The organism is Endozoicomonas sp. ALB032, assembly GCF_049310125.1.
GTDB lineage: Bacteria > Pseudomonadota > Gammaproteobacteria > Pseudomonadales > Endozoicomonadaceae > Endozoicomonas_A.
Window position 1 is genome coordinate 1,808,135 of sequence record NZ_JBLYNW010000001.1, and the last position, 19,507, is coordinate 1,827,641.

Here is a 19,507-nt window from a genome sequence, read left to right on the forward strand (position 1 = left end):
ATCTTATCCCGTCAGCTCCACGGCCTGCAGTGAGCGCTGTTCTGTGTGCTGGTAATGATTAAAACTCATTTCATAGCCACAGGCCAAAGGCAGAAGGCATTCTGTCAGACAGCTGAACTCGCCATTTTCCCGCAGGGGAGCTGGTGCATTAAAGCCAATCAAGTCCCAACTGCCCGGGCGCAGGGCTTCCAGCAGACTTTCCAGAATAGCAGCGTCTTCCATATTCAGGTTGGTCTCAAAACTGACATAGGAGCTGTCTTCCTGAGGTGTGATATGGAAAGTGGCGTAACGATCACCTCTGATGGCGTTGAGAGAATAACCAAAAGGTTCAAAAAGCCAGTCACTCAGATCAAAACCGGGCAATATTTCTTCCAGTCTGAGTAGTTTTCGGATACCTTCAATCGTTTGCCCTTCACCGCGCAGATATTGAGCGCTCTCACCTTTGATGTGATACATCAGTAACTCACTGGTCTGGTCATCGGCCCTGGGCTGGTAGGGACGATTCAGATGGAAGATATAGTTGTGATGACTGTCCAGACTGCCAATACGAAAAGCACTACCTTTCAAATCAGATTGAATCCGGTGAATATCCTCTTCAAAAGAGGTTTTCTGCAGATGTGAAAGGTACTCATTTTTGCGCTGAAAGCTGGCAAACAGAATGTGTTCGTCAGCCACATGTTCCAGAAAAAACAGGAAGGCATCGACCAGAGTTGTGGTTCCACAAGTCAGCATCAGGAAGCGGTCTTCCCAGACAAAGAGGCTGGATTCAGACAGCAGGTAAGCGTCGCAGTAGTCATTGCTCAGGGTCGTCAGAATGTCCGCCTGAGCCTTGGCTACCATATCGGACCAGAAGTTTTTGCCCAGCCCACGCAGCGAACCGGCTTCAGTCGCTATAATGACTTCTACTTTTTTTTCAGAGCCTTCGAAGAACATCACAGCTCAATTCCTCCCAGGTGTTCAAGGTAGGTGTAACCCTTCAAGCCCGCTTCCAGCTCTGCCAGCACAGAGGCCCGGCTGGATTCCGGCAGATACTCTTCCACCAGTTTCTTGTAGGTATGCAGGAAGCTTTCCGGCTTCAGATTGACGTACTTAAGAACATCTTCCACTGTGTCTCCGGTCTGGAAATCAAACATCTCGACTAATCCCAGTTCCGTGACACGAACAGATACCGTGTCGGTGTCGCCAAATAAGTTGTGCATATCACCCAGAATTTCCTGATAGGCGCCGATCAGGAAAATACCAATCATATAAGGCTTATCCGGGTGCCACTCAGGTACCGGCAGAGTGGTTTCAATGCCCTGACCATCAACGTACTGGTCGATGGTGCCATCGGAGTCACAGGTAATATCCAGCATAACGGCCCGCTTTTCCGGCGGACGGTTCAAGCCGGAAAGTGGCAGCACCGGGAAAACCTGATCAATCCCCCAGGCATCGGGTAGAGATTGAAACAGTGAAAAGTTGACATAGAATTTGTCAGCCAGTTTTTCACTCAGCTCATCAATCAGAGGTCTGTGAGAGCGGTTTTTATGAGACAGACGTCTGGACAGCTCATAACAAATTCTCAAATTAATACTTTCTGCCCAGGCTCTTTGCTCAAGATCCAGCAGACCGATTCCGAACTGTGTATGAACCTCTGAAAGGTCACTCTGAGTGTCGTGGAACAGCTCAACCAGTGCCCGTTGCTCAACACCTTTCACCAGATCTTGCCAGGAGCGCCACATGTTATGGAGAAGTTGTGGGGCCTCTTTGCCCGGTGCATCAGGTTCTTCCGGCTCGTAGCTTTCAACACCCACTACGTCGGTGATCAGGACGGCATGGTGAGCCGTCAGGTTTCTACCCGACTCGGATATAATCCTGGGTACAGGAATGGCCTGTTCGGCGCAAAGGTCTCCCAGGGTATAAACGATATTGTTCGCATATTCCTGGAGGCTGTAGTTCATGGAGCAGTTACTCTGGCTTCGGGTTCCTTCGTAGTCCACAGCCAGACCGCCACCCACGTCCAGACAATGGATCGGTGCACCCAGGCGATACAGTTCTGCATAAACTCTCGCGCATTCGCTGATGCCCTTGCGTATATCTCGAATATTCGACATCTGGGAGCCCAGATGGAAATGCAGCAGCTGCAAAGAGTCCATGTTGCCATTGTCTTTTAGTCGCTTGATGACATTCAGTACCTGGCTGGCAGACAGACCAAACTTGGATTTCTCGCCACCACTGGCCTGCCATTTTCCCTTACCCTGGGAAGCAAGGCGAACACGAAGCCCCAGTCTTGGGGTGACACCGAGTTCTTTGGCTTCTTTCAGAACCATTTCCAGTTCGGTGATTTTTTCCAGAACGATATAGACCTGATGCCCCAGTTTTTCACCAATCAGTGCCAGACGAATGTATTCCCTGTCTTTGTAGCCATTGCAGACAATGACAGAGCTGGCACGCTTGGCCATGGCCAATACCGCCAGCAACTCAGGTTTACTGCCAGACTCAAGACCCAGTTGGCGATCCTGCCTGGCGGCCTGGCTTTCCAGAATCTCTTCAACCACGGCTCGCTGCTGATTCACCTTGATGGGGTAAACCGCAAGGTAATCATTGCGATAGCCATATTCTCCAATGGCCTGGTTAAAGGCGTCACACAGTGTGTTAACCCGATCGTGGAGAATCTCCGGGAAACGTACCAGGATCGGTAATGATGCACCTTTGCGGACCAGTTGGGCGGCAATATTATTGAGACTGACTGCCGGTCTGCCCCTGGGCAGATAAACGACTTCACCATCGTCGTTAATATCGAAGTATCCCTGGCTCCAATAGCGGGCGTTGTAGGTGGAGCGTGAGGCTTCAACGCTCCATCCGCTTTCTCTGATCACCGCGTCAGGGTTGTTTATCGGGCCTTCCGGAAAGCCGGGCATCACTGGGTTAGTCATTGACCTTCTGTATCGCCTTTTCTACGTATCCGGGCAGAGCAAAAGCTGCCTTGTGGATAGCGGGAGTGTAATAATGTGTTTCGACACCGCAGGCTTCAAAACGTTCAGTCACCGTTGCCAGAGAAACGTGACGGGCTTCGGGATTGTCGGAGCCCCAGGCAAAGGTCATGATACCACCTACATAAGTGGGTACAGCGGCACTGTAGAAGTAGCAGTCCTTCATATAATGGCCCAGACGACGGCTGGTGGTCTCTACTTCATCCAGTTGCATAAAGCAGACGCCGTTCTGAGCGACAAAGATGCCACCTTCTTTTAGCAGACGTTTGCAGCCAGCATAAAACTCTGTAGAGAACAGCACTTCACCGGGACCGATGGGGTCTGTACAGTCAGAAATGATGACGTCAAAGCTGCCGTCAGGTGTTTTTTCACAGTCACTGACAAAGTTGATGCCATCGTCAATCACCAGTTGGGCCCGTGGGTCTTCGTAAGCGCCAGCGGAGTGATCAGGCAGCCATTTTTTACACATATCGACCACTGCGCCATCAATCTCAACCATAGTGACGTGTTCAATGCTTTTGTGCTTGAGCACTTCACGCAGGATACCACCGTCACCACCACCGATGATCAGAACACGACGGACGTTACCGTGAGTCAGGATCGGCACATGGGTCATCATTTCGTGATAGATAAACTCATCTTTTTCTGTAGTCTGGATAACACCGTCCAGTGCCATCATGCGACCAAACATCTTATTGTTGAATATGACCAGATGCTGGTGTTCGGTTTTTTGTTCGAACAACATCTCATCGACGGAAAAGCTCTGGCCGTAGCCACTATAGAGGGTCTCAAGGTATGTGTTGTCTTTTAGCATGATGCCTTTCCTTTTAAAACCAACCTTCAATAACGGGAAGGTCCAACCAGCCAGTCAGGACAGGGATAGAGAAACTGGAAATTAAGAACCAACAGTGAATGGGAAGCACTTATTAAGCGTTTCACTCTGCCGGAAGGCTCGATCGTTGATCAAGCTCAGGGCTGTTTAGAATGCGCGAATTAAACCCTTGAAATGCCCAGATGACAACCCCTGAAACATAATTAATCAGTACGCTTCAGGGGTGATGTCGGGTTTTCAGTCATTCAGTCTGACCGGCTTGCGGAGCCATGGGCTTCGTCCCAAACCAGCTGACAGGCAATATGACTGAGTGATTTAAATTCATTATATCTTTATTGGAAATCCATTTTAGTCTTAACTAAAATCCATAATAGTCTTAAATGAAATCCATTTTAGTTTTAACTAAAATCCATAATAGTCGGGTTTAAAATCCATTTTGGTCGAAAATATGCCCTACATTACCAGAGCTCTTGAACGGTACCTTCAGGAATGTCTGACTGATACACCCGTAGTGGTGATAACCGGCCCAAGACAGTCTGGAAAGACTACTCTGAGCAAGCATCTTCTGGAGCTGCCCGAGCTAATAGAAAAGGGTAGTTATCTAACTTTGGATGACGAAAATATTCTATCCATTGCCCGTGATGATCCTATTGGCTTGCTGCGTCATCAATTACGCCCTGTCATTATTGATGAAGTTCAGAGGGCTCCTGAACTGGTGCGTACTATCAAATTGTTAGTAGATGAAGATCGTCAGCCTGGTTCTTTTATTCTGACCGGCTCTGCTGATCTTATGACGCTGCCCACACTGGCAGATTCTCTGGCTGGTCGAGTTGAGTTCGTGACCCTGTATCCGTTCAGTCAACCTGAGCTGCAACAGCCTTTATTCAGTAGTGATGAAAACGATATTATTAAACAACTCTTGTCTCCAGATTTTGTTCCAAAGCCCTTGATTTCTTTTGGATACGATGACGTTATCTCGGCGATTGTCTGCGGCGGTTATCCTGAAGTTCAGCAACGTTCACCAAGACGGAGGGCTCGTTGGCATCTTTCCTATAGCGATGCCATTGTTCGGCGAGATATCAAAGAAGTGTTCCAGCTGCAAAAGCTGGATGAAATGGCTCAACTACTGAAACGGTTAGCCTCTATTTCATCAAATGCTTTGAACTATGCCAGTCTTGGAAAGGCTGTGCAGATGGATATTAAATCGGTACAGAAGTATGTTTCGGCATTGGAAAATCTTTATCTGGTGAAGCGAATTCCCGGTTGGCATCGCAATGAGCTGAAACGAAGTGTCAAGCAGGCCAAAATACATTTTGTGGACACTGGACTGCTTTGTGCGCTGAGAGGTATCAATGAAGATTCGCTTCAGGCTGATAAAAATCTGATGGGTCCAATGATGGAAACCTGGGTTTGCTCAGAATTGCTGAAAGCTATCGTTGTCAGTGATGAGGACTGTCAATTGTTCCATTACCGTGACAAAAACAAGCGAGAGGTGGATTTTATTTTGTCCGGACGTAGCGGACGAGCGACAGGTATTGAAGTGAAAGCAGGCTTAACGATTAAGAAGGAAATGTTTGCGGCTCAGGAAATGCTGATAAAAACAGGATGTATTCAACGAGGTGTTATCGTCTATAACGGAGACAGGGTACTGCCCTTCTCGGATCAGCTAGTGGCTGTGCCAGTCAGTTACCTGTTTTGTTCTGCAGGTGAGAAAGGGAGCCATATCTGCGTCAGCAGATATGGCAAGAAGTAAAGATTCAGGCCTTGGGACAGGCACTGCCGTCAGCAACGCTTTAGTGTAAGGATGACGGGGGCGACATATATCGGCTCGGCTTTGGCGGTCTCTACTTCATTACCCAGGTACATCACCAGTACCCGGTCACTGATGTGCTTGACTACGCCCAGGTCATGGGCAATAAAGATCAGTGACAGCCCCATCTGTAGGAATCTTTCTTCAGTTCGCCTTTGCTCCCCTTTTTGTTTTTGCCTAAAGTGGAAGAGCAATGGAGGTAGCTTATGGAAAACCTGTACGAAACTGACTTTTATCGCTGGAAAGAGCAACAGAAAGATCACTTGATCAACCGGCGCTTTGATCAACTTGATCTGGAGAGAGTCATTGAGGAGTTTGATGATATGGGCAATGATCGAAACACCCTTCGATCCAGGCTAACGACTCTCTTGCTGCACTTGCTCAAATACCAGTACCAGACTCAAGTCATTAATCCGGTGCTTCCAGAGCCTTATAACTGCCGTAGCTGGAAAGGCACTATCCGGGAACAGAGGGAACAGCTGGTCATTCTGCTTCAGGACCGTTCCCACCTGAATCATAAAGTCTGTGAGGTATTTGACGACGCTTACGCCAGTGGTAAGAAACTGGCTATTCAGGCCATGAATGATTACGTCCAGCCCCATCAGAGACTGGATGAGAGCAGTTTTCCAGAGAGCTGTCCCTGGGATTTTGAGCAAATCATGACAGAGAATTGGTTGCCGGAAGGCTAAACGGCAAGACGACTCACCTGCCATTAGACAGGTGAGAAGTTAATCAGGCCTTGGGACAGGCCGCAAAATGCTGGTTGCCTACATCCATCAGTCTTGGACGATGCTCGGCGCAGCTGGCTTCTGCTATCGGGCAACGGGTCCTGAAGACACAGCCGCTGGGTGGGTTGATAGGCGATGGCAGTTCACCTTCCAACAGTTCAATCTCCTTCTCTTTTTCCATTTTCGGATCAGGGACAGGCACCGCCGACAACAAAGCTTTGGTGTAAGGATGACGGGGGGCATCATACATTGGCTCGGCTTTGGCGGTCTCTACCTCATTACCCAGGTACATCACCAGTACCCGATCACTGATGTGCTTGACTACGCTCAGGTCGTGGGCAATAAAGATCAGTGACAGTCCCATCTGTTGCTGAAGCTCTTTCAGCAGGTTAACCACCTGAGCTTGTATGGACACGTCCAAAGCACTCACCGGCTCATCACAAATCACCAGTTTCGGCTTGAGAATCAGTGCCCGGGCAATACCAATACGCTGACACTGACCACCAGAGAACTCGTGGGGATAACGGTTAATAACATTAGGCAGCAGGCCCACCCTGGTCATCATTTCACGAACCCGGGAAAGAATCTCATCTTTCGAGAGATCCGGGTAATAGTTGTGAAGAGGCTCGGCAATGATATCGCCTACGGTCATTCTCGGGTTCAGTGACGCCAGAGGGTCTTGAAAAATCATCTGGATATCCTTGCGGATACTTTTCATGGCTTTTTCCGGTAGCCCGGCAATATTGCCGTCCTGCCAGAGAATTTTACCCTCCGTAGCCTTCACCAGACCAATGATCGAGCGGGCCAGTGTTGATTTGCCGCAACCGGACTCACCCACGACACCGAGGGTTTCTCCTTCGAAGAGATCAAAACTGACACCATCAACGGCTTTGAGGACCGGGGATTTCTCCCAGGGCCAGTTTTTGGCTTTATGAATCGGGAAATGAACCTTAACATCCCGAACTTTCAAAATAGGCTGAGGGCTTTCTATAGCTCGCTGAAGGCTTTTTATAGGCCGCTGAAGGCTCATGCTGCCACCTCCCTGCCGGAAGTATTAACGGGGTTGTCGGGTGTCCAGAAACAGGCTTTCTGACGACCTTCGCCAAAGCTCTCCAGTGGCGGCGCTTCCTGCTGGCAACGTGGTATGACATGAGGGCAACGTTCCTGGAAAGGACAGCCCTGTGGAAGGCTCAACAGGTTCGGAGGATTGCCCGGAATAGTGGGCAGCGAATCACCCTGTGTATCCAGTCGTGGAATCGCACCCAGCAGGCCTCGGGAATATGGATGACGAGGATCATAGAAGACCTCGTTGGTCGTGCCATATTCCATGGTACGACCGGCGTACATTACCAGTACCTTGTCACAGATGCCGGCCACCACCCCCAGGTCGTGAGTGATCATAATGATGGCGGTGTTGAACTCGGTCTTCAGTTCATTCAACAGCTCCATGATCTGGGCCTGAACGGTGACGTCCAGAGCGGTGGTCGGTTCGTCAGCAATCAACAGTTTGGGACGACACAGCAATGCCATGGCAATCATAACCCGCTGGCGCATGCCGCCTGAAAATTCATGGGGGTACATATTCATTCGCTTGCGAGCTTCAGGAATTTTTACCGCATCCAGCATTTTTACGGATTCTTCAAAGGCTTCTTTTTTACTCATGCCTTTATGCAGCTTTAGAACTTCCATCAGCTGAGGCCCTACTTTCATGTAAGGGTTCAGCGAGGTCATGGGGTCCTGGAAGATCATGGCGATCTTCTGGGCACGAATACGATTCAGCTCAGTCTCACTCAGCGCCAGAATATTCTGTCCTTCAAACCTGGCGGAACCTTCAATAATGCCGTTTTTGGCCAGCAGCCCCATGAGAGCAAAAGCAGTCTGACTTTTACCTGACCCGGACTCTCCTACCAGGCCCAGTGTTTCACCAGCCTTCAGAGAAAAGGTCATATTGTTTACGGCTGTGACATCTCCGTCGGGTGTCGTAAATCGAACCCGCAGGTTATCGACATCTAATAGTTGCATATCAACGATCCTTCGGGTCCAGGGCATCACGGAGCCCGTCGCCAATAAAGTTGAAACAGAACAGGGTAATCACCAGAAAAGTGGTCGGGAAGGCCAGCTGCCAGACCGCCACTTCCATAGAGATGGCGCCTTCGTTGACCAGTGCACCCCAGCTGGTCATGGGTTCCTGTACACCCAGTCCCAGGAAGCTCAGGAAGGATTCAAACAGAATCATTCCGGGCACCAGCAGGGAGGCGTAAACCACCACAATACCGAGCAGGTTAGGAATCAGGTGACGGAAAATAATCTGGCTGGAATTGGCGCCACTGATGATGGCCGCTTCGACAAACTCCTTGCTCTTCAGGCTCAAGGTCTGACCCCTGACGATACGCGCCATATCCAGCCAGGAGACGGCCCCTATGGCGATAAAGATCAGCAATATGGAGCGTCCGAAGAAAGTGATCATCAGAATAACCAGAAACATAAACGGGAAAGACTGAAGAATTTCCAGGGCCCGCATCATCAGGTTATCAACACGGCCACCCAGGAAGCCCGCCATGGCACCGTAAATGGTTCCGATAATAACGGCCACCAGAGCCCCCAGTGCACCTACCATGAAGGAGATTCGTCCGCCTTCAAGGGTCCGTACGAAAAGGTCCCGACCGAGGTGGTCGGTACCAAAGAAATGTCCGGTTTCCATAGAGGGTGGTGCAGCCATATTGGCCCAGTCAATTTCTTCATAAGTGAACTGACTGGCCGCAGGGCCAAAGATAATCAGCAAGGTGACCGCTGCCAGAACAATCATACTGGCGACAGCGGCCTTGTTACTCAGAAAGCGTCGGCGGGCATCGGCCCAGAGGCTGCGCCCTTCAATCTCCAACCGCTCGTTGGCAAGCTGTTCGGAGAAGTTTTCCACAGCCTTGTGGCTCTCTTTTTTCACCATGTTATTCACAGTGCCGGTTTTCATGGAAATAGACGCCATGGTTTAACCCCCCACCCTGATTTTTGGATCGATCAGCCCATAGAGAATATCGACGATAGCGGTGAACAGGATGGTCAGTGAACCAATGATGATCGTCAGTCCCAATACCAGCGAGTAATCCCGGTTCAGTGCTCCATTGACAAAATGCTGGCCCATGCCCGGCAGGCCAAACACGGTTTCAATCACCACAGAGCCGGTGATAATGCCGACGAAAGCCGGACCCAGATAAGAAACAACAGGCAGCAATGAGGGTTTCAGGGCATGTTTGAGAATCATGTGATGCTTTGGCAAACCCTTGGCCCTGGCAGTACGAATAAAGTTGCTGTTCAGGGTTTCAATCATGCTGGAACGCATGATTCGGGCTATTGCCGCTACATAAAGAATACCCATGGCGGCGACAGGAAGAATCATGTTCTGCCAGCTGCCATCGTTCCAGCCACCCGCAGGCAACCACTTCAGGCTGATGGAAAAGATCAGTACCATCAGTGGCGCAATCACAAAAGAAGGAAGTACGACGCCCACCATGGAGAACGTCATAATGCTGTAGTCGATCCAGGAATTTTGCTTCAGGGCTGCCAGAGTTCCCAGTCCAACCCCCACAATAACGGTGAATAAAAACGCCAGTGAGCCAATGGTCAGGGAAACCGGAAAGCTCTGGGCCACCAGTTCGTTAACGGTGTAATCCTTGTACTTGAAAGACGGTCCCAGGTCGCCCTGCAGAAGGTCTTTCAGGTAATAGGCAAACTGTTGCCAGAGCGGCTTGTCGAGGTGGTACTTGGCTTCAAGGTTGGCCAGGATTTCCGGTGGCATATTGAAATCGCCCGTGAAAGGACTGCCCGGAGCCATCTGCATCAGAAAAAACGACAAAAGTACGAGAATGAACAGTGTCGGAATGGCAACGCCGATGCGTTTCAGAATAAATATAAACATAGGTACACTCTTTGTTAGTCTTAGACGACTATGTGTCCCTGACTGTATGTAAAACTTGTTTCCATGCAGGAGAGGCTGTTACCAACCCTCCGGTTGCCGGGCTTCAGTCCGGCAACCGGAGGTTTTGTGACATCCCTCAAGAGCGTGGGAACCAGGGGTTTTCCACGCCAGAGAGATTAATGCTTCCTGATATACAAATCTCTGGTGTAAACGTTGTCCTCAACATTGCTCATTGGGTAACCACCGACGTATGGCTTAACCAGTCGGCTTGTTGTGTACTCAACGATAGGTGCTAAAGGCATATCCTCTGCAAGTATTTCTTCTGCTTTGCGATAAAGTTCGGCGCGCTCTTCGTCTGTAGTAACAGTTCTGGATTTTTCCATTAAGGCATCATACTCACGACTATTAAACTTGCCATCGTTTTGACCATGAGTGGATGTTTTTAAATCAAGAAAGGTCGACGCTTCGTTATAGTCTCCTGCCCACCCTGCTCTGGCAACCTGAAACTTACCTTCATCTTTACTATCGAGGAAGGTTTTCCATTCCTGATTTTCCAGTGTGACTTCAACGCCTAAAGGCTTCCACATCTGCGAGATGGCAATAGCTATCTGTTTGTGTGCCTCATCAGTGTTGTAGAGGAGATCAAATTCTAATGGATTATCAGGACCGAAACCGGCTTCTGTCAGGAGGCGCTTGGCTTCTTTATCACGCTCAGCTTGAGTCATCTTGCTGTAATCTATTTCAGGTGGAATAAAACCAGCTACAGATTTAGGTGTGAAAGTATAAGCAGGTGTTTCACCTTGTTTCATTACATACTTGGCAATAGCGTTGCGATTGATTGCATAGGAAAGGGCCTTTCTGACACGAGCATCATCAAAAGGCTTAACCTTCTCATTAAACTCATAATAATAAGTGGAGAGCCTTGGGGTGATTTTTATTTCATCAGGAATGCTTTTCTGCAAGCTGGCAAAGTGCTGGACGGGAATAGGTGTTATGCCGTTGGTAAAGTCTATTTCACCTGCTTTGTAGCGTGTAAGCTCAATATTGCCAGAGACTGGCAGGAAAGTGACTTTGTCAATGACGGTTTGTTCATTATTCCAATATTGGGCATTGCGAGACAATGTAATTCGTTCATTCACAACCCATTTTTCCATCTTGTATGCGCCATTTGATACTATATTTTCCGGCTTGGTCCAGTTATTTCCATATTTTTTTATAACCTTCTCCGGTGCAGGGAACATAGTGTAGTGAGCCAGCATTTTGATAAAGTAAGGTACAGGTTTTTCAAGCGTTACCTGAAAGGTTTTATCATCAAGAGCTTTGACTCCAAGACTTTCAACGGGCTGTTCACCTTTGATAATCTCAGAAGCATTAACGATAGTGGGAATTTCCATATACCAGGAATAGCGTGACGCAGTGACTGGGTCTACAGCTCTTCGGAAACCAAAAACAAAGTCATGGGCTGTTACAGTGTCTCCATTGGACCACTTTGCTGTATCTCGAATCTTAAAGGTAAATACTTTGTTATCGTCGGAAATTGACCAGCTTTCTGCCTGACCGGGAATAACATTGCCTTCAGCATCCTGGTTTACCAGACCTTCAAACAAATCTTTAACAACTTTATTGCCTGGAGAGCCTTCTACTTTCTGTGGATCCAGAGAGGCAGGCTCTGCACCGTTCCCGCGAACCAGCTCCTGGACCTGTGCCAGTTGTGTGCCTGCCGGAACGATTGCGGCGTTGGCGCTGGAGGTGGCCATGATGCTGGCAGCCAGAGTCAAAGCCGGAATGCCGGCAAGCGTCAGAGCCTTGAATGGCTTCTTCATATTGTTATCCCCTTCATTCGATGACCGGTCTGATAACGGTCAACGCATAATTCTGATTGGAGTTATGGTAATGGGCGGGTGCTGTTGCTGCTGACGGATGTGTCAGAGCAAGACGAGTAACACACGATCCTGTGTATTGCCGTTTTATAACACCTTGTTCAATGTTCTCAACTTGAGTAAAGAGTCATCTACTGGGTGGTTGTTTTTATTTGATGGACTACTGTCGTCAATTCCGCCGGGTGTAGCATTGATCCCGAAAAGCAGATCACGGAAATCTTCCCCGACCCTGATCATCGACTATTCGGATTATGTGTTTTTAATACAGAAAAACCGAATCACAGTGGTCGGGTAACCGAATATAACTAAAAGTTGTAAAAAGGATCAAGAAGGTTTTTGAACGTATGTGCGTAAAAATTGAATCGTTCAAAAAAGTTAGACTTGTTGAAATTTATAAAAATACAGGTGAATAAACTGACTTTTCCTTAATCTATGGTTATAAGTTTTTTTCATAAGGGTTATGCAGTTTTTTTATGCTGGCAAAGTTACACCTTTTTTGCAGCGCATCAGGCGATAAGTATTTTGTATGGAAGATATAAATTAAGGATACTTTTACGGCTTTTGAGATTGGAGGCTGACTTTTTGCAGCCTCCAAACGATTAGGAATTATCCCAGATACTTGGCAATACCATCCATAAACATTTGCACAGAAAGCATCACCAGAATCATCCCCATCAGTCGCTCAATAGCGAATACACCACGGTTGCCCAATACTCTCATAAATTGATTTGAGCACATCAGGATGGCGGCGGATGCAGCCCAGGCGATCAGCAACGCCGTCACCAGTTTAGCCTGTTCTCCCGGGTGCTGATTACCCAACAGAATCAGGGTGGCCAGGATAGAAGGACCGGCAATCAAAGGAATGGCCAAAGGTACGATGAAAGGCTCGCCATCGGGAGTGTCACCCATGATGCCACCCCCTCGGCTGGGAGGGAAAATCATCTTGATGGCGATAATAAAGAGGATAATCGCCCCTGCAATACTGACCGCTTCCTGCCTGAGATGGAGTACTTGCAGCATGGCATCGCCGACAAACAGGAAAATCACCAGAATCAACAGGGCGATCAGCATTTCCCGCATCAGAATTTTGACCCGACGCCTGGGGGGCACAGCTTTTAGAACAGAGATAAAGATTGGCATATTGCCGAGCGGATCCATAATCAGGAACAGCAATATGGCTGTGGAGTAGATTTCCATCGGTTCAGCTTAAACTCAGAATTAGAATAAAAAAAATTGAGCGGGCTTATAACATCTGGCCTTTAAAAAAACCAATCCTGATTTGTCGATTTTACACGACAAAGCCCGGACATTAAAATCTGGCGGGCTTTTTGTAGAGGGTGAGTTTTCGAAAGTGATTAGTTTTGCGTGTTGGGAATTCTTTGACGAATGAGTAACTCGAGCTGATCAAAGCGCTCATCGACTTTGTCAAAGCGCTCATCAACTTTGTCAAAGCGCTGATCGACTTGGTCAAAGCGCTTATCATGTTCATCAAAGCGCTTGTCATGTTCATCAAAGCGTTGGCGGGTTTCCCTGACGAACTCATTGTGTTGTTCATCCGCCCTCTTGAACCCTGCGTGGGTGGCTTCTGTCAATGCAGCTATGCAGGCTTTCACACCAGCGAGATCCGTCTTCACCCCGGAAACATCTAACTTCAATCCGGCAATATCATGCTGATTAGTGAGTGCGATGTTTTTTATATCTGCACACACCCTGGCCAGACTGTGCACATCTGCGTCAAGGTTTCTATGCTGGGTTTCAAGCTTTTCAAGTCTTACTTCTAGGGACATGAATTATGGAACCTGTTTACGTGAATGGAGCTGACAGCATAGCAGCCCCAGTCAATCTGCATAGGCTCAAATAACAAAATTCTTTTGGCTCAGCAATAATGCGAGTCTTGCCTGTTTATCTTTCATATATCCAGAATGCTGTTCAGCGGTTTGGGCGCTGAGGTTTTCATGAAATTTCTCAGCCTGCTTTTCAGCGTTGTAGATTTCCTGCTTATCCATCTGGCTGTCTGCGATCCAGTGGGACTGTTGAGTGGCTGCTGTGTTGATGGGCTTAATGGCTTCGCTCATGGTGAATCTCCCCAAATCATTTGCTGATATGGGAAGATTAGGTCTGGATAGTTCAAGCGTCTGTAATACTTTGGGCGAAAGTAAACTTTAATTATATTAAATTTATTTTTAATAACCTTTTAAAGGCCCAAGTATTCGTTTTTCAACTTCACATAGTTGTCCGCACCGTAAGAGAAGAGGGCCTTCTCTTTTTCACTGATCGGGCGAGCCTTCTGGGCTGGATTGCCTTTGTAAACAAACCCGCTTTCCAGTCGCTTTCCCGGTGGCACCAGGCTGCCCGCAGCGACAATCACTTCCTCCTCGACCACTACGCCATCCATCACCACGGCTCCAATGCCAATCAGGCAGCGATTGTGGATCGTACAACCGTGCAGGGTGACCTTGTGACCGACCGTCACTTCATCACCAATAATCAACGGATAACCATCGGGGTTAAACGCGCTGGCATGGGTGATATGCAACACCGAACCGTCCTGAATACTGGTGCGTGAGCCTATGCGGATGCGATGCATATCTCCGCGCACCACCGCCATGGGCCAGACGGAGCTGTCTTCACCAATTTCTACGTCGCCCAGGACCAGGGCGGTTTCGTCAATAAATACCCGGTCACCCAGTGCTGGGGTATGACCTCTGAAGGTTCTGATGGATTGGCTTGTCATGATGTTTGACTTCTTTGCTTGCTCTTTGTCTGGGCTTTAAGAGGAAAACGGTCAGGAGATTCAATCATTGTTTCAGTAAGATCAACATCAATATCTGGCCAATAGAAGTGACCTTTTCTGAGTTCTTCAACGTTGATGATTGCGCTAACTGGCTGGTCCTTGAACCATGGAAAATCTTCGTAAGACATGAACAGCTCTTTGCCACTGGTCATTAGCCAGATGCCATGAGATGAGATATTTGTCACTTCAGTTCCGGAAGTGCATATTCCATGCGTTGATGATGGCATAGTGCTTCTCCTTGATCAGTTTCTCAATCTCTCAGAAAAAACGATACCCCTTCTTCTTGAATACAGTTGGACTCATCTCATGCCTCAATAGTTTCTCAGACAGGGAAAGTTAGAACAACAATTGCTCAAACTGAAAGAAAGTAATGCCTTTTAGACAACTATTGTCGCGAAGCAGAACGCTTTCAAGTATTGCATTGTCCTTGAAAACCGATAATCCTGCACCCATAGACATAAAAAGAACCATCAGTTTGGACAATAAACAGCGAGCATCTGAATTATGAGCAACCCACTGCTGGAAACCTGCGAACTGCCTCCTTTTGCCAAGATTAAACCAGAGCATATAAAACCGGCTGTAGAGACCATTATTGCCGAAAGTGAGCAAGCGGTAGACGCACTTCTGGCAGATAAAAATCAAACCTTCAGCTGGAAGACGCTTCAGGAACCCATGGACAGTCTGGGAGACAGGCTTAATCAGGCCTGGTCACCGGTGGGTCATATGAATGCTGTCGTCAATACCGATGAGCTAAGAGATGCTTACAATGCCTGTCTTCCCCTGCTTTGCGAATATTCAACATGGCTGGGTCAGAATCAGGATCTCTATCAGGCCTATCTGACGCTGTCCGAGTCAGAGGGGTTCGAGAATCTGGATAAGGCTCAGAAAAAAGTCATTACCGATAATCTGCGGGATTTCAAACTGGCGGGTGTTGCCCTGCCGCAAGAGAAAAAAGCTCGTTATGGCGACATTCAAAAACGTCTTTCTGAACTGACCAGTAAGTTTTCTGACAATGTTCTGGATGCCACCATGGCCTGGTCCAAACTGATTACCGATGAATCAGAGCTGGTCGGCCTGCCTGAATCCGCATTGGCAGGCGCCAGACAGTTGGCTGAGTCCAAAGGTCACAGCGAAGGCTGGATGCTGAATCTGGATTTTCCGAGCTATTTCCCGGTGATCACCTATGCAGACAATCGTGAGTTGCGGGAAGAGGTTTATACAGCGTTCAGTACCCGGGCATCGGACCAGGGTCCGAATGCGGGTGAATTTGATAATTCAGGCAATATTAATGAAATCCTCAAGCTACGTCAGGAGCTGGCCGAACTGCTGGGGTTCAATAACTATGCGGAATACTCACTGGCGACCAAAATGGCTGACTCCACTGACAAGGTCGTTGCGTTTCTGGAAGATCTGGCCAGTAAGAGCAAGCCTCAGGCAGAAAAAGAACTGAATGAACTGAAAGCCTTTGCCAAAGCAGAACACGGTGCTGAAGATTTGCAGGCCTGGGACATTGGCTACTATGGCGAGAAGCTCAGACAGCAGCGCTACGCTATTTCTCAGGAAGAGTTGCGTCCCTGGTTTCCGTCAGAAAAAGTAGTGAATGGCATGTTCTCTGTCGTGGAACGCCTATTTGGAATTACCTTTGACAAGGTCACCGACGTTGAAACCTGGCACAAAGATGTTGGCTTTTTCAATGTTATTCGCGATGGCGAAGTGATTGGTCGTTTCTACCTCGACCTCTATGCCCGTGAACACAAGCGCGGTGGTGCCTGGATGGGTGAGTGCCGGGTGCGTCGCAGGATTGGCGACAAAGTTCAGCTGCCAGTGGCTTACCTGACTTGTAACTTCACGCCACCCGTTGGTAATCAGCCAGCCCTGCTGACCCATGATGAAGTTGTGACCCTGTTCCATGAGTTTGGTCACGGTCTGCATCATATGCTGACCCGGGTCGATTATTCTGCCGTATCCGGAATCAATGGCGTAGCCTGGGATGCAGTCGAGCTGCCCAGCCAGTTTCTTGAGAATTGGTGCTGGGAAGAAGAAGGTCTGGCTTTGATCTCCGGCCATTTTGAAACGGGCGAGCCTCTGCCTGAAGATAAACTGGATAAATTACTGGCCGCTAAAAACTTCCAGTCCGCCATGATGATGGTGCGTCAGCTGGAGTTCTCACTGTTTGATTTCAAACTGCATAAAGACTTTTCAAAAAGCGTGAGTGAAGGGAAAACGGTTCAGGCGGTATTGGATGAAGTTCGCAGTCAGGTCTCTGTGGTTATGCCTCCGGCCTTCAATCGTTTCCAGCATGGCTTCAGCCATATCTTTGCTGGAGGGTATGCGGCGGGCTACTACAGCTACAAATGGGCTGAGGTATTGTCTGCGGATGCCTTCTCCCGATTTGAAGAAGAGGGTATATTCAACCGCCAGACCGGTGAGTCTTTCCTGCATGAAATTCTGGAAAAAGGCGGTTCTGCGGAGCCCATGGAGCTGTTTGTAAATTTCCGGGGCCGGGAGCCAGAAGTGGATGCTCTGTTGCGCCATTCGGGTATCTCTGTCTGAAAAGAGAATTTTGAATGAAAGGCTCTGAGATCATGGGATCTCGGGGTCTTGGTATTTCTTTATGTGCTATAGGCATTTATGCGCTGTGGCACCTGTTTGCTGTAGGCCTCAGAGCTATGACAACGAAAAGATTTATTGCCGGAGCCGTCTGTCCATCCTGTGGTCAGCAGGATTCGGTGAGGATGTACGCCGAGAACGGTGAAAACTATCGCGAGTGCGTGGAATGCCATTATTCGGATGTGATGGAAAAAGATCCTTCTCTTGCGGGGAAACCACCAGTGACGAGGGTCTCCCCAGAAGACAGGAAGTCGGATGATGATGCTAAAAAGGAAAGCGCTGTTCAGATCGTAAGAATACTGGATCAACAACCCTGAGTTCGAAATCAGATGTTATGATAAACCCTCACAGCTGTGCTGCTTTGCAAATGCGCCATGGCTATTGGAGTTTAACAAGCGATGTTCAAATACAGTCCTCTGCATTAACGTCTACTTCATCGTCAGTGCCCCGGATCAGGCTGCTGACGTAAACTTCAGTTCAATACCCATACGGCTGGACAGGCAATTCCATTTTGACCAGGTCGTTACCCACTGCTCCGGATTGCGGTTGTTGACGAAATCCTTGAACATGCGATCGTTATAAAGCTCCTGCGAACGAATCATGTGCCTGACCGTCTGCTCAACGATTTTGTCCAGCTCATTGCCAAACTCTTCACCCAGAATGGCATGAATGATCAGGTTGGCCCAGGTCATGTTCATCGGGATCAGGGGAGAGCCGATTCGAGATAGGTAACTGTCGTTTACTTCCTCAATCAGTCGATGCGTAAAGTAGGCTTTATCCAGCAGATCAAACAGCCCCACATTATTTTGGGACTGCAAAACCGGTGCCAGAAAGTTCTCTTCGGCAATGCTTAGAAAAGGGGAAATGAAAGCCTCAATGTCCAGTTCCTTTGAAGCCTGATCCAGCGCTTCAAGAAAGTCAGGTACATGATCAATGTATTCAACTGCAAACTTCAGCAGTGTCTCACTGGCCATGTCGTCGGGAAGTTCGATTGTGTGGTGCAACTGCTCCACCTGTTGACAGACAAGCGACTGAAGGTGGCTTGAGCCCTCTTCATGCTTTCGGGCACAATCGATCAGATTATTAATTGCCACTACGTCCATGATTGTCTCCGTTGCGGTTGCTATTAATTTGGGTACTGCAACGTCACCGTGAAGGTGTTAAAAAGACCATAGTACCAACAAGAACTCAAGCTTTTTTAAATACCTCTTTTTCATAATACAAAGATCTTTTATTCATTAAATTAGAATTTAAAAAAGACTGTAAATTACGACAAAAATGAAAAAGTGCAAGCACTTGTGCAGTCAAAAAAATGACACACTACATATGCTTAAACAGGCTCTGAAAGTTGGTTCTGATCCACCCATTTCGAGGTGTAATAAAAATATCATAAAGAAGATGAATGGATGTTTGTATCTGTGACAGGCGTTACAAAGTTGTGCTGACTCAATAAGAGTGATCGAAAAAAGTCTAAACAGGTATTCTTTCCATTGAATTCACGTTACCTTATTTTAAACGACAAGTGGCAATTTCTTATTAAAGGTATTTTTTGACAAGACTCTTTTCATTTTGTGCAATCATGTTGTTTAATGAGGTTCTGGGACTATACTTGATGAGCGATCATTGTCAGGTTGAATGAATCACTCAATGCGTCTCACGGGTATTGTTATTTGCAGGGTGTTCCTGTGCAGTAGGTTTTGCAGGTCGGGTCCGAAGTAGTATGACGTTGTCGGTTACTTAGCGCTCTCTTGCGATTGAATATTGGCACTTTGACTTTCCGCAGATAGCCTGAACCGGGTTATTTCTTTCTCCACAGCGAAAAAGAAATAACAGGTAGACGGTTGGCTGAAATCTCTGTAAATCAGCAGCTCTGGTAGTTAGCTCTGATAGTTAAAGTGTATTGCAGTTTTTCTGGCAAGATGCTGTGTGGCTCCTGTCCGGTAACGACAACTAGTCAAGTCAGTAAGC

General features: G+C 48.0%; 19 protein-coding genes. 4 read left to right on the top strand and 15 right to left on the bottom strand.

Annotation, left to right across the window (positions count from 1 at the left end; translation table 11 throughout):
• Nucleotides 1-3: 3 nt before the first annotated feature.
• The 3 genes from ACO6VG_RS06140 to speE are packed head-to-tail and all read right to left on the bottom strand — an operon-like array spanning nucleotide 4 to nucleotide 3,786.
• On the bottom strand, nucleotides 4-933 hold the full coding sequence (locus ACO6VG_RS06140) for an adenosylmethionine decarboxylase (protein ID WP_422136102.1): 930 nt from the start codon (nucleotides 931-933) through the stop codon (nucleotides 4-6).
• Entirely contained in the window at nucleotides 933-2,915 is a 1,983-nt protein-coding gene (gene speA / locus ACO6VG_RS06145) for a biosynthetic arginine decarboxylase (protein ID WP_422136103.1), read from the bottom strand. Before speA ends, ACO6VG_RS06140 begins: the two co-directional genes overlap by 1 nt.
• On the bottom strand, nucleotides 2,908-3,786 hold the full coding sequence (gene speE, locus ACO6VG_RS06150) for a polyamine aminopropyltransferase (RefSeq protein WP_422136104.1): 879 nt from the start codon (nucleotides 3,784-3,786) through the stop codon (nucleotides 2,908-2,910). Before speE ends, speA begins: the two co-directional genes overlap by 8 nt.
• A 466-nt stretch (nucleotides 3,787-4,252) precedes the next feature.
• Here speE and ACO6VG_RS06155 point away from each other — a divergent pair, with 466 nt between their 5' ends.
• Nucleotides 4,253-5,557, top strand: coding sequence for an ATP-binding protein (locus ACO6VG_RS06155; protein ID WP_422473167.1), 1,305 nt, complete (start codon nucleotides 4,253-4,255; stop codon nucleotides 5,555-5,557).
• Between the two features lie 29 nt (nucleotides 5,558-5,586).
• Here ACO6VG_RS06155 and ACO6VG_RS06160 read toward each other — a convergent pair whose 3' ends face one another.
• Entirely contained in the window at nucleotides 5,587-5,742 is a 156-nt protein-coding gene (locus tag ACO6VG_RS06160; RefSeq protein ID WP_422136106.1) for a hypothetical protein, read from the bottom strand.
• Nucleotides 5,743-5,820: 78 nt separating this feature from the next.
• Here ACO6VG_RS06160 and ACO6VG_RS06165 point away from each other — a divergent pair, with 78 nt between their 5' ends.
• Nucleotides 5,821-6,303, top strand: coding sequence for a DUF29 domain-containing protein (locus tag ACO6VG_RS06165; RefSeq protein ID WP_422136107.1), 483 nt, complete (start codon nucleotides 5,821-5,823; stop codon nucleotides 6,301-6,303).
• 43 nt (nucleotides 6,304-6,346) lie between these two features.
• Here the strand turns inward: ACO6VG_RS06165 and oppF are convergent, their stop codons facing one another.
• From oppF to ACO6VG_RS06215, 10 genes are all read right to left on the bottom strand, one after another.
• Nucleotides 6,347-7,372, bottom strand: coding sequence for a murein tripeptide/oligopeptide ABC transporter ATP binding protein OppF (gene oppF / locus ACO6VG_RS06170; protein WP_422473169.1), 1,026 nt, complete (start codon nucleotides 7,370-7,372; stop codon nucleotides 6,347-6,349).
• The gene (locus ACO6VG_RS06175) at nucleotides 7,369-8,364 is read right to left on the bottom strand and encodes an ABC transporter ATP-binding protein (RefSeq protein ID WP_422411742.1); all 996 of its coding nucleotides are present in this window, start codon (nucleotides 8,362-8,364) and stop codon (nucleotides 7,369-7,371) included. The genes oppF and ACO6VG_RS06175 overlap by 4 nt, the downstream gene beginning before the upstream one ends.
• 1 nt (nucleotide 8,365) lies before the next feature.
• Nucleotides 8,366-9,286, bottom strand: a complete 921-nt coding sequence (gene oppC / locus ACO6VG_RS06180) for an oligopeptide ABC transporter permease OppC (RefSeq protein WP_422476259.1) — start codon at nucleotides 9,284-9,286, stop codon at nucleotides 8,366-8,368.
• 42 nt (nucleotides 9,287-9,328) lie between these two features.
• A complete protein-coding gene (gene oppB, locus ACO6VG_RS06185) occupies nucleotides 9,329-10,255 on the bottom strand; it encodes an oligopeptide ABC transporter permease OppB (protein ID WP_422473171.1) in 927 nt (308 codons plus the stop codon).
• Nucleotides 10,256-10,431: 176 nt separating this feature from the next.
• A complete protein-coding gene (locus ACO6VG_RS06190) occupies nucleotides 10,432-12,078 on the bottom strand; it encodes a peptide ABC transporter substrate-binding protein (protein ID WP_422411745.1) in 1,647 nt (548 codons plus the stop codon).
• Between the two features lie 663 nt (nucleotides 12,079-12,741).
• A complete protein-coding gene (locus ACO6VG_RS06195) occupies nucleotides 12,742-13,332 on the bottom strand; it encodes a YhgN family NAAT transporter (protein WP_317144210.1) in 591 nt (196 codons plus the stop codon).
• 158 nt (nucleotides 13,333-13,490) lie between these two features.
• Entirely contained in the window at nucleotides 13,491-13,922 is a 432-nt protein-coding gene (locus tag ACO6VG_RS06200) for a hypothetical protein (protein ID WP_422473173.1), read from the bottom strand.
• Nucleotides 13,923-13,988: 66 nt separating this feature from the next.
• Nucleotides 13,989-14,210, bottom strand: coding sequence for a hypothetical protein (locus ACO6VG_RS06205; RefSeq protein WP_422136114.1), 222 nt, complete (start codon nucleotides 14,208-14,210; stop codon nucleotides 13,989-13,991).
• A 119-nt stretch (nucleotides 14,211-14,329) separates the two neighbouring features.
• Entirely contained in the window at nucleotides 14,330-14,869 is a 540-nt protein-coding gene (locus ACO6VG_RS06210) for a gamma carbonic anhydrase family protein (RefSeq protein ID WP_422411748.1), read from the bottom strand.
• Nucleotides 14,866-15,156, bottom strand: coding sequence for a DUF2442 domain-containing protein (locus tag ACO6VG_RS06215; protein WP_422473175.1), 291 nt, complete (start codon nucleotides 15,154-15,156; stop codon nucleotides 14,866-14,868). The genes ACO6VG_RS06210 and ACO6VG_RS06215 overlap by 4 nt, the downstream gene beginning before the upstream one ends.
• A 277-nt stretch (nucleotides 15,157-15,433) precedes the next feature.
• Between ACO6VG_RS06215 and prlC the strand changes: the two genes are divergently transcribed.
• Nucleotides 15,434-17,482 carry an oligopeptidase A gene (gene prlC, locus ACO6VG_RS06220; RefSeq protein WP_422136117.1) on the top strand — a complete coding sequence of 683 codons (2,049 nt, stop codon included), beginning with the start codon at nucleotides 15,434-15,436 and terminating at the stop codon, nucleotides 17,480-17,482.
• A gap of 116 nt (nucleotides 17,483-17,598) precedes the next feature.
• Nucleotides 17,599-17,856, top strand: coding sequence for a YheV family putative zinc ribbon protein (locus ACO6VG_RS06225; RefSeq protein ID WP_422411752.1), 258 nt, complete (start codon nucleotides 17,599-17,601; stop codon nucleotides 17,854-17,856).
• 135 nt (nucleotides 17,857-17,991) lie between these two features.
• Here ACO6VG_RS06225 and ACO6VG_RS06230 read toward each other — a convergent pair whose 3' ends face one another.
• Nucleotides 17,992-18,642: a hypothetical protein gene (locus tag ACO6VG_RS06230; RefSeq protein ID WP_422136119.1), complete on the bottom strand. Its 651-nt coding sequence runs from the start codon at nucleotides 18,640-18,642 to the stop codon at nucleotides 17,992-17,994.
• Between the last annotated feature and the right edge of the window lie 865 nt (nucleotides 18,643-19,507).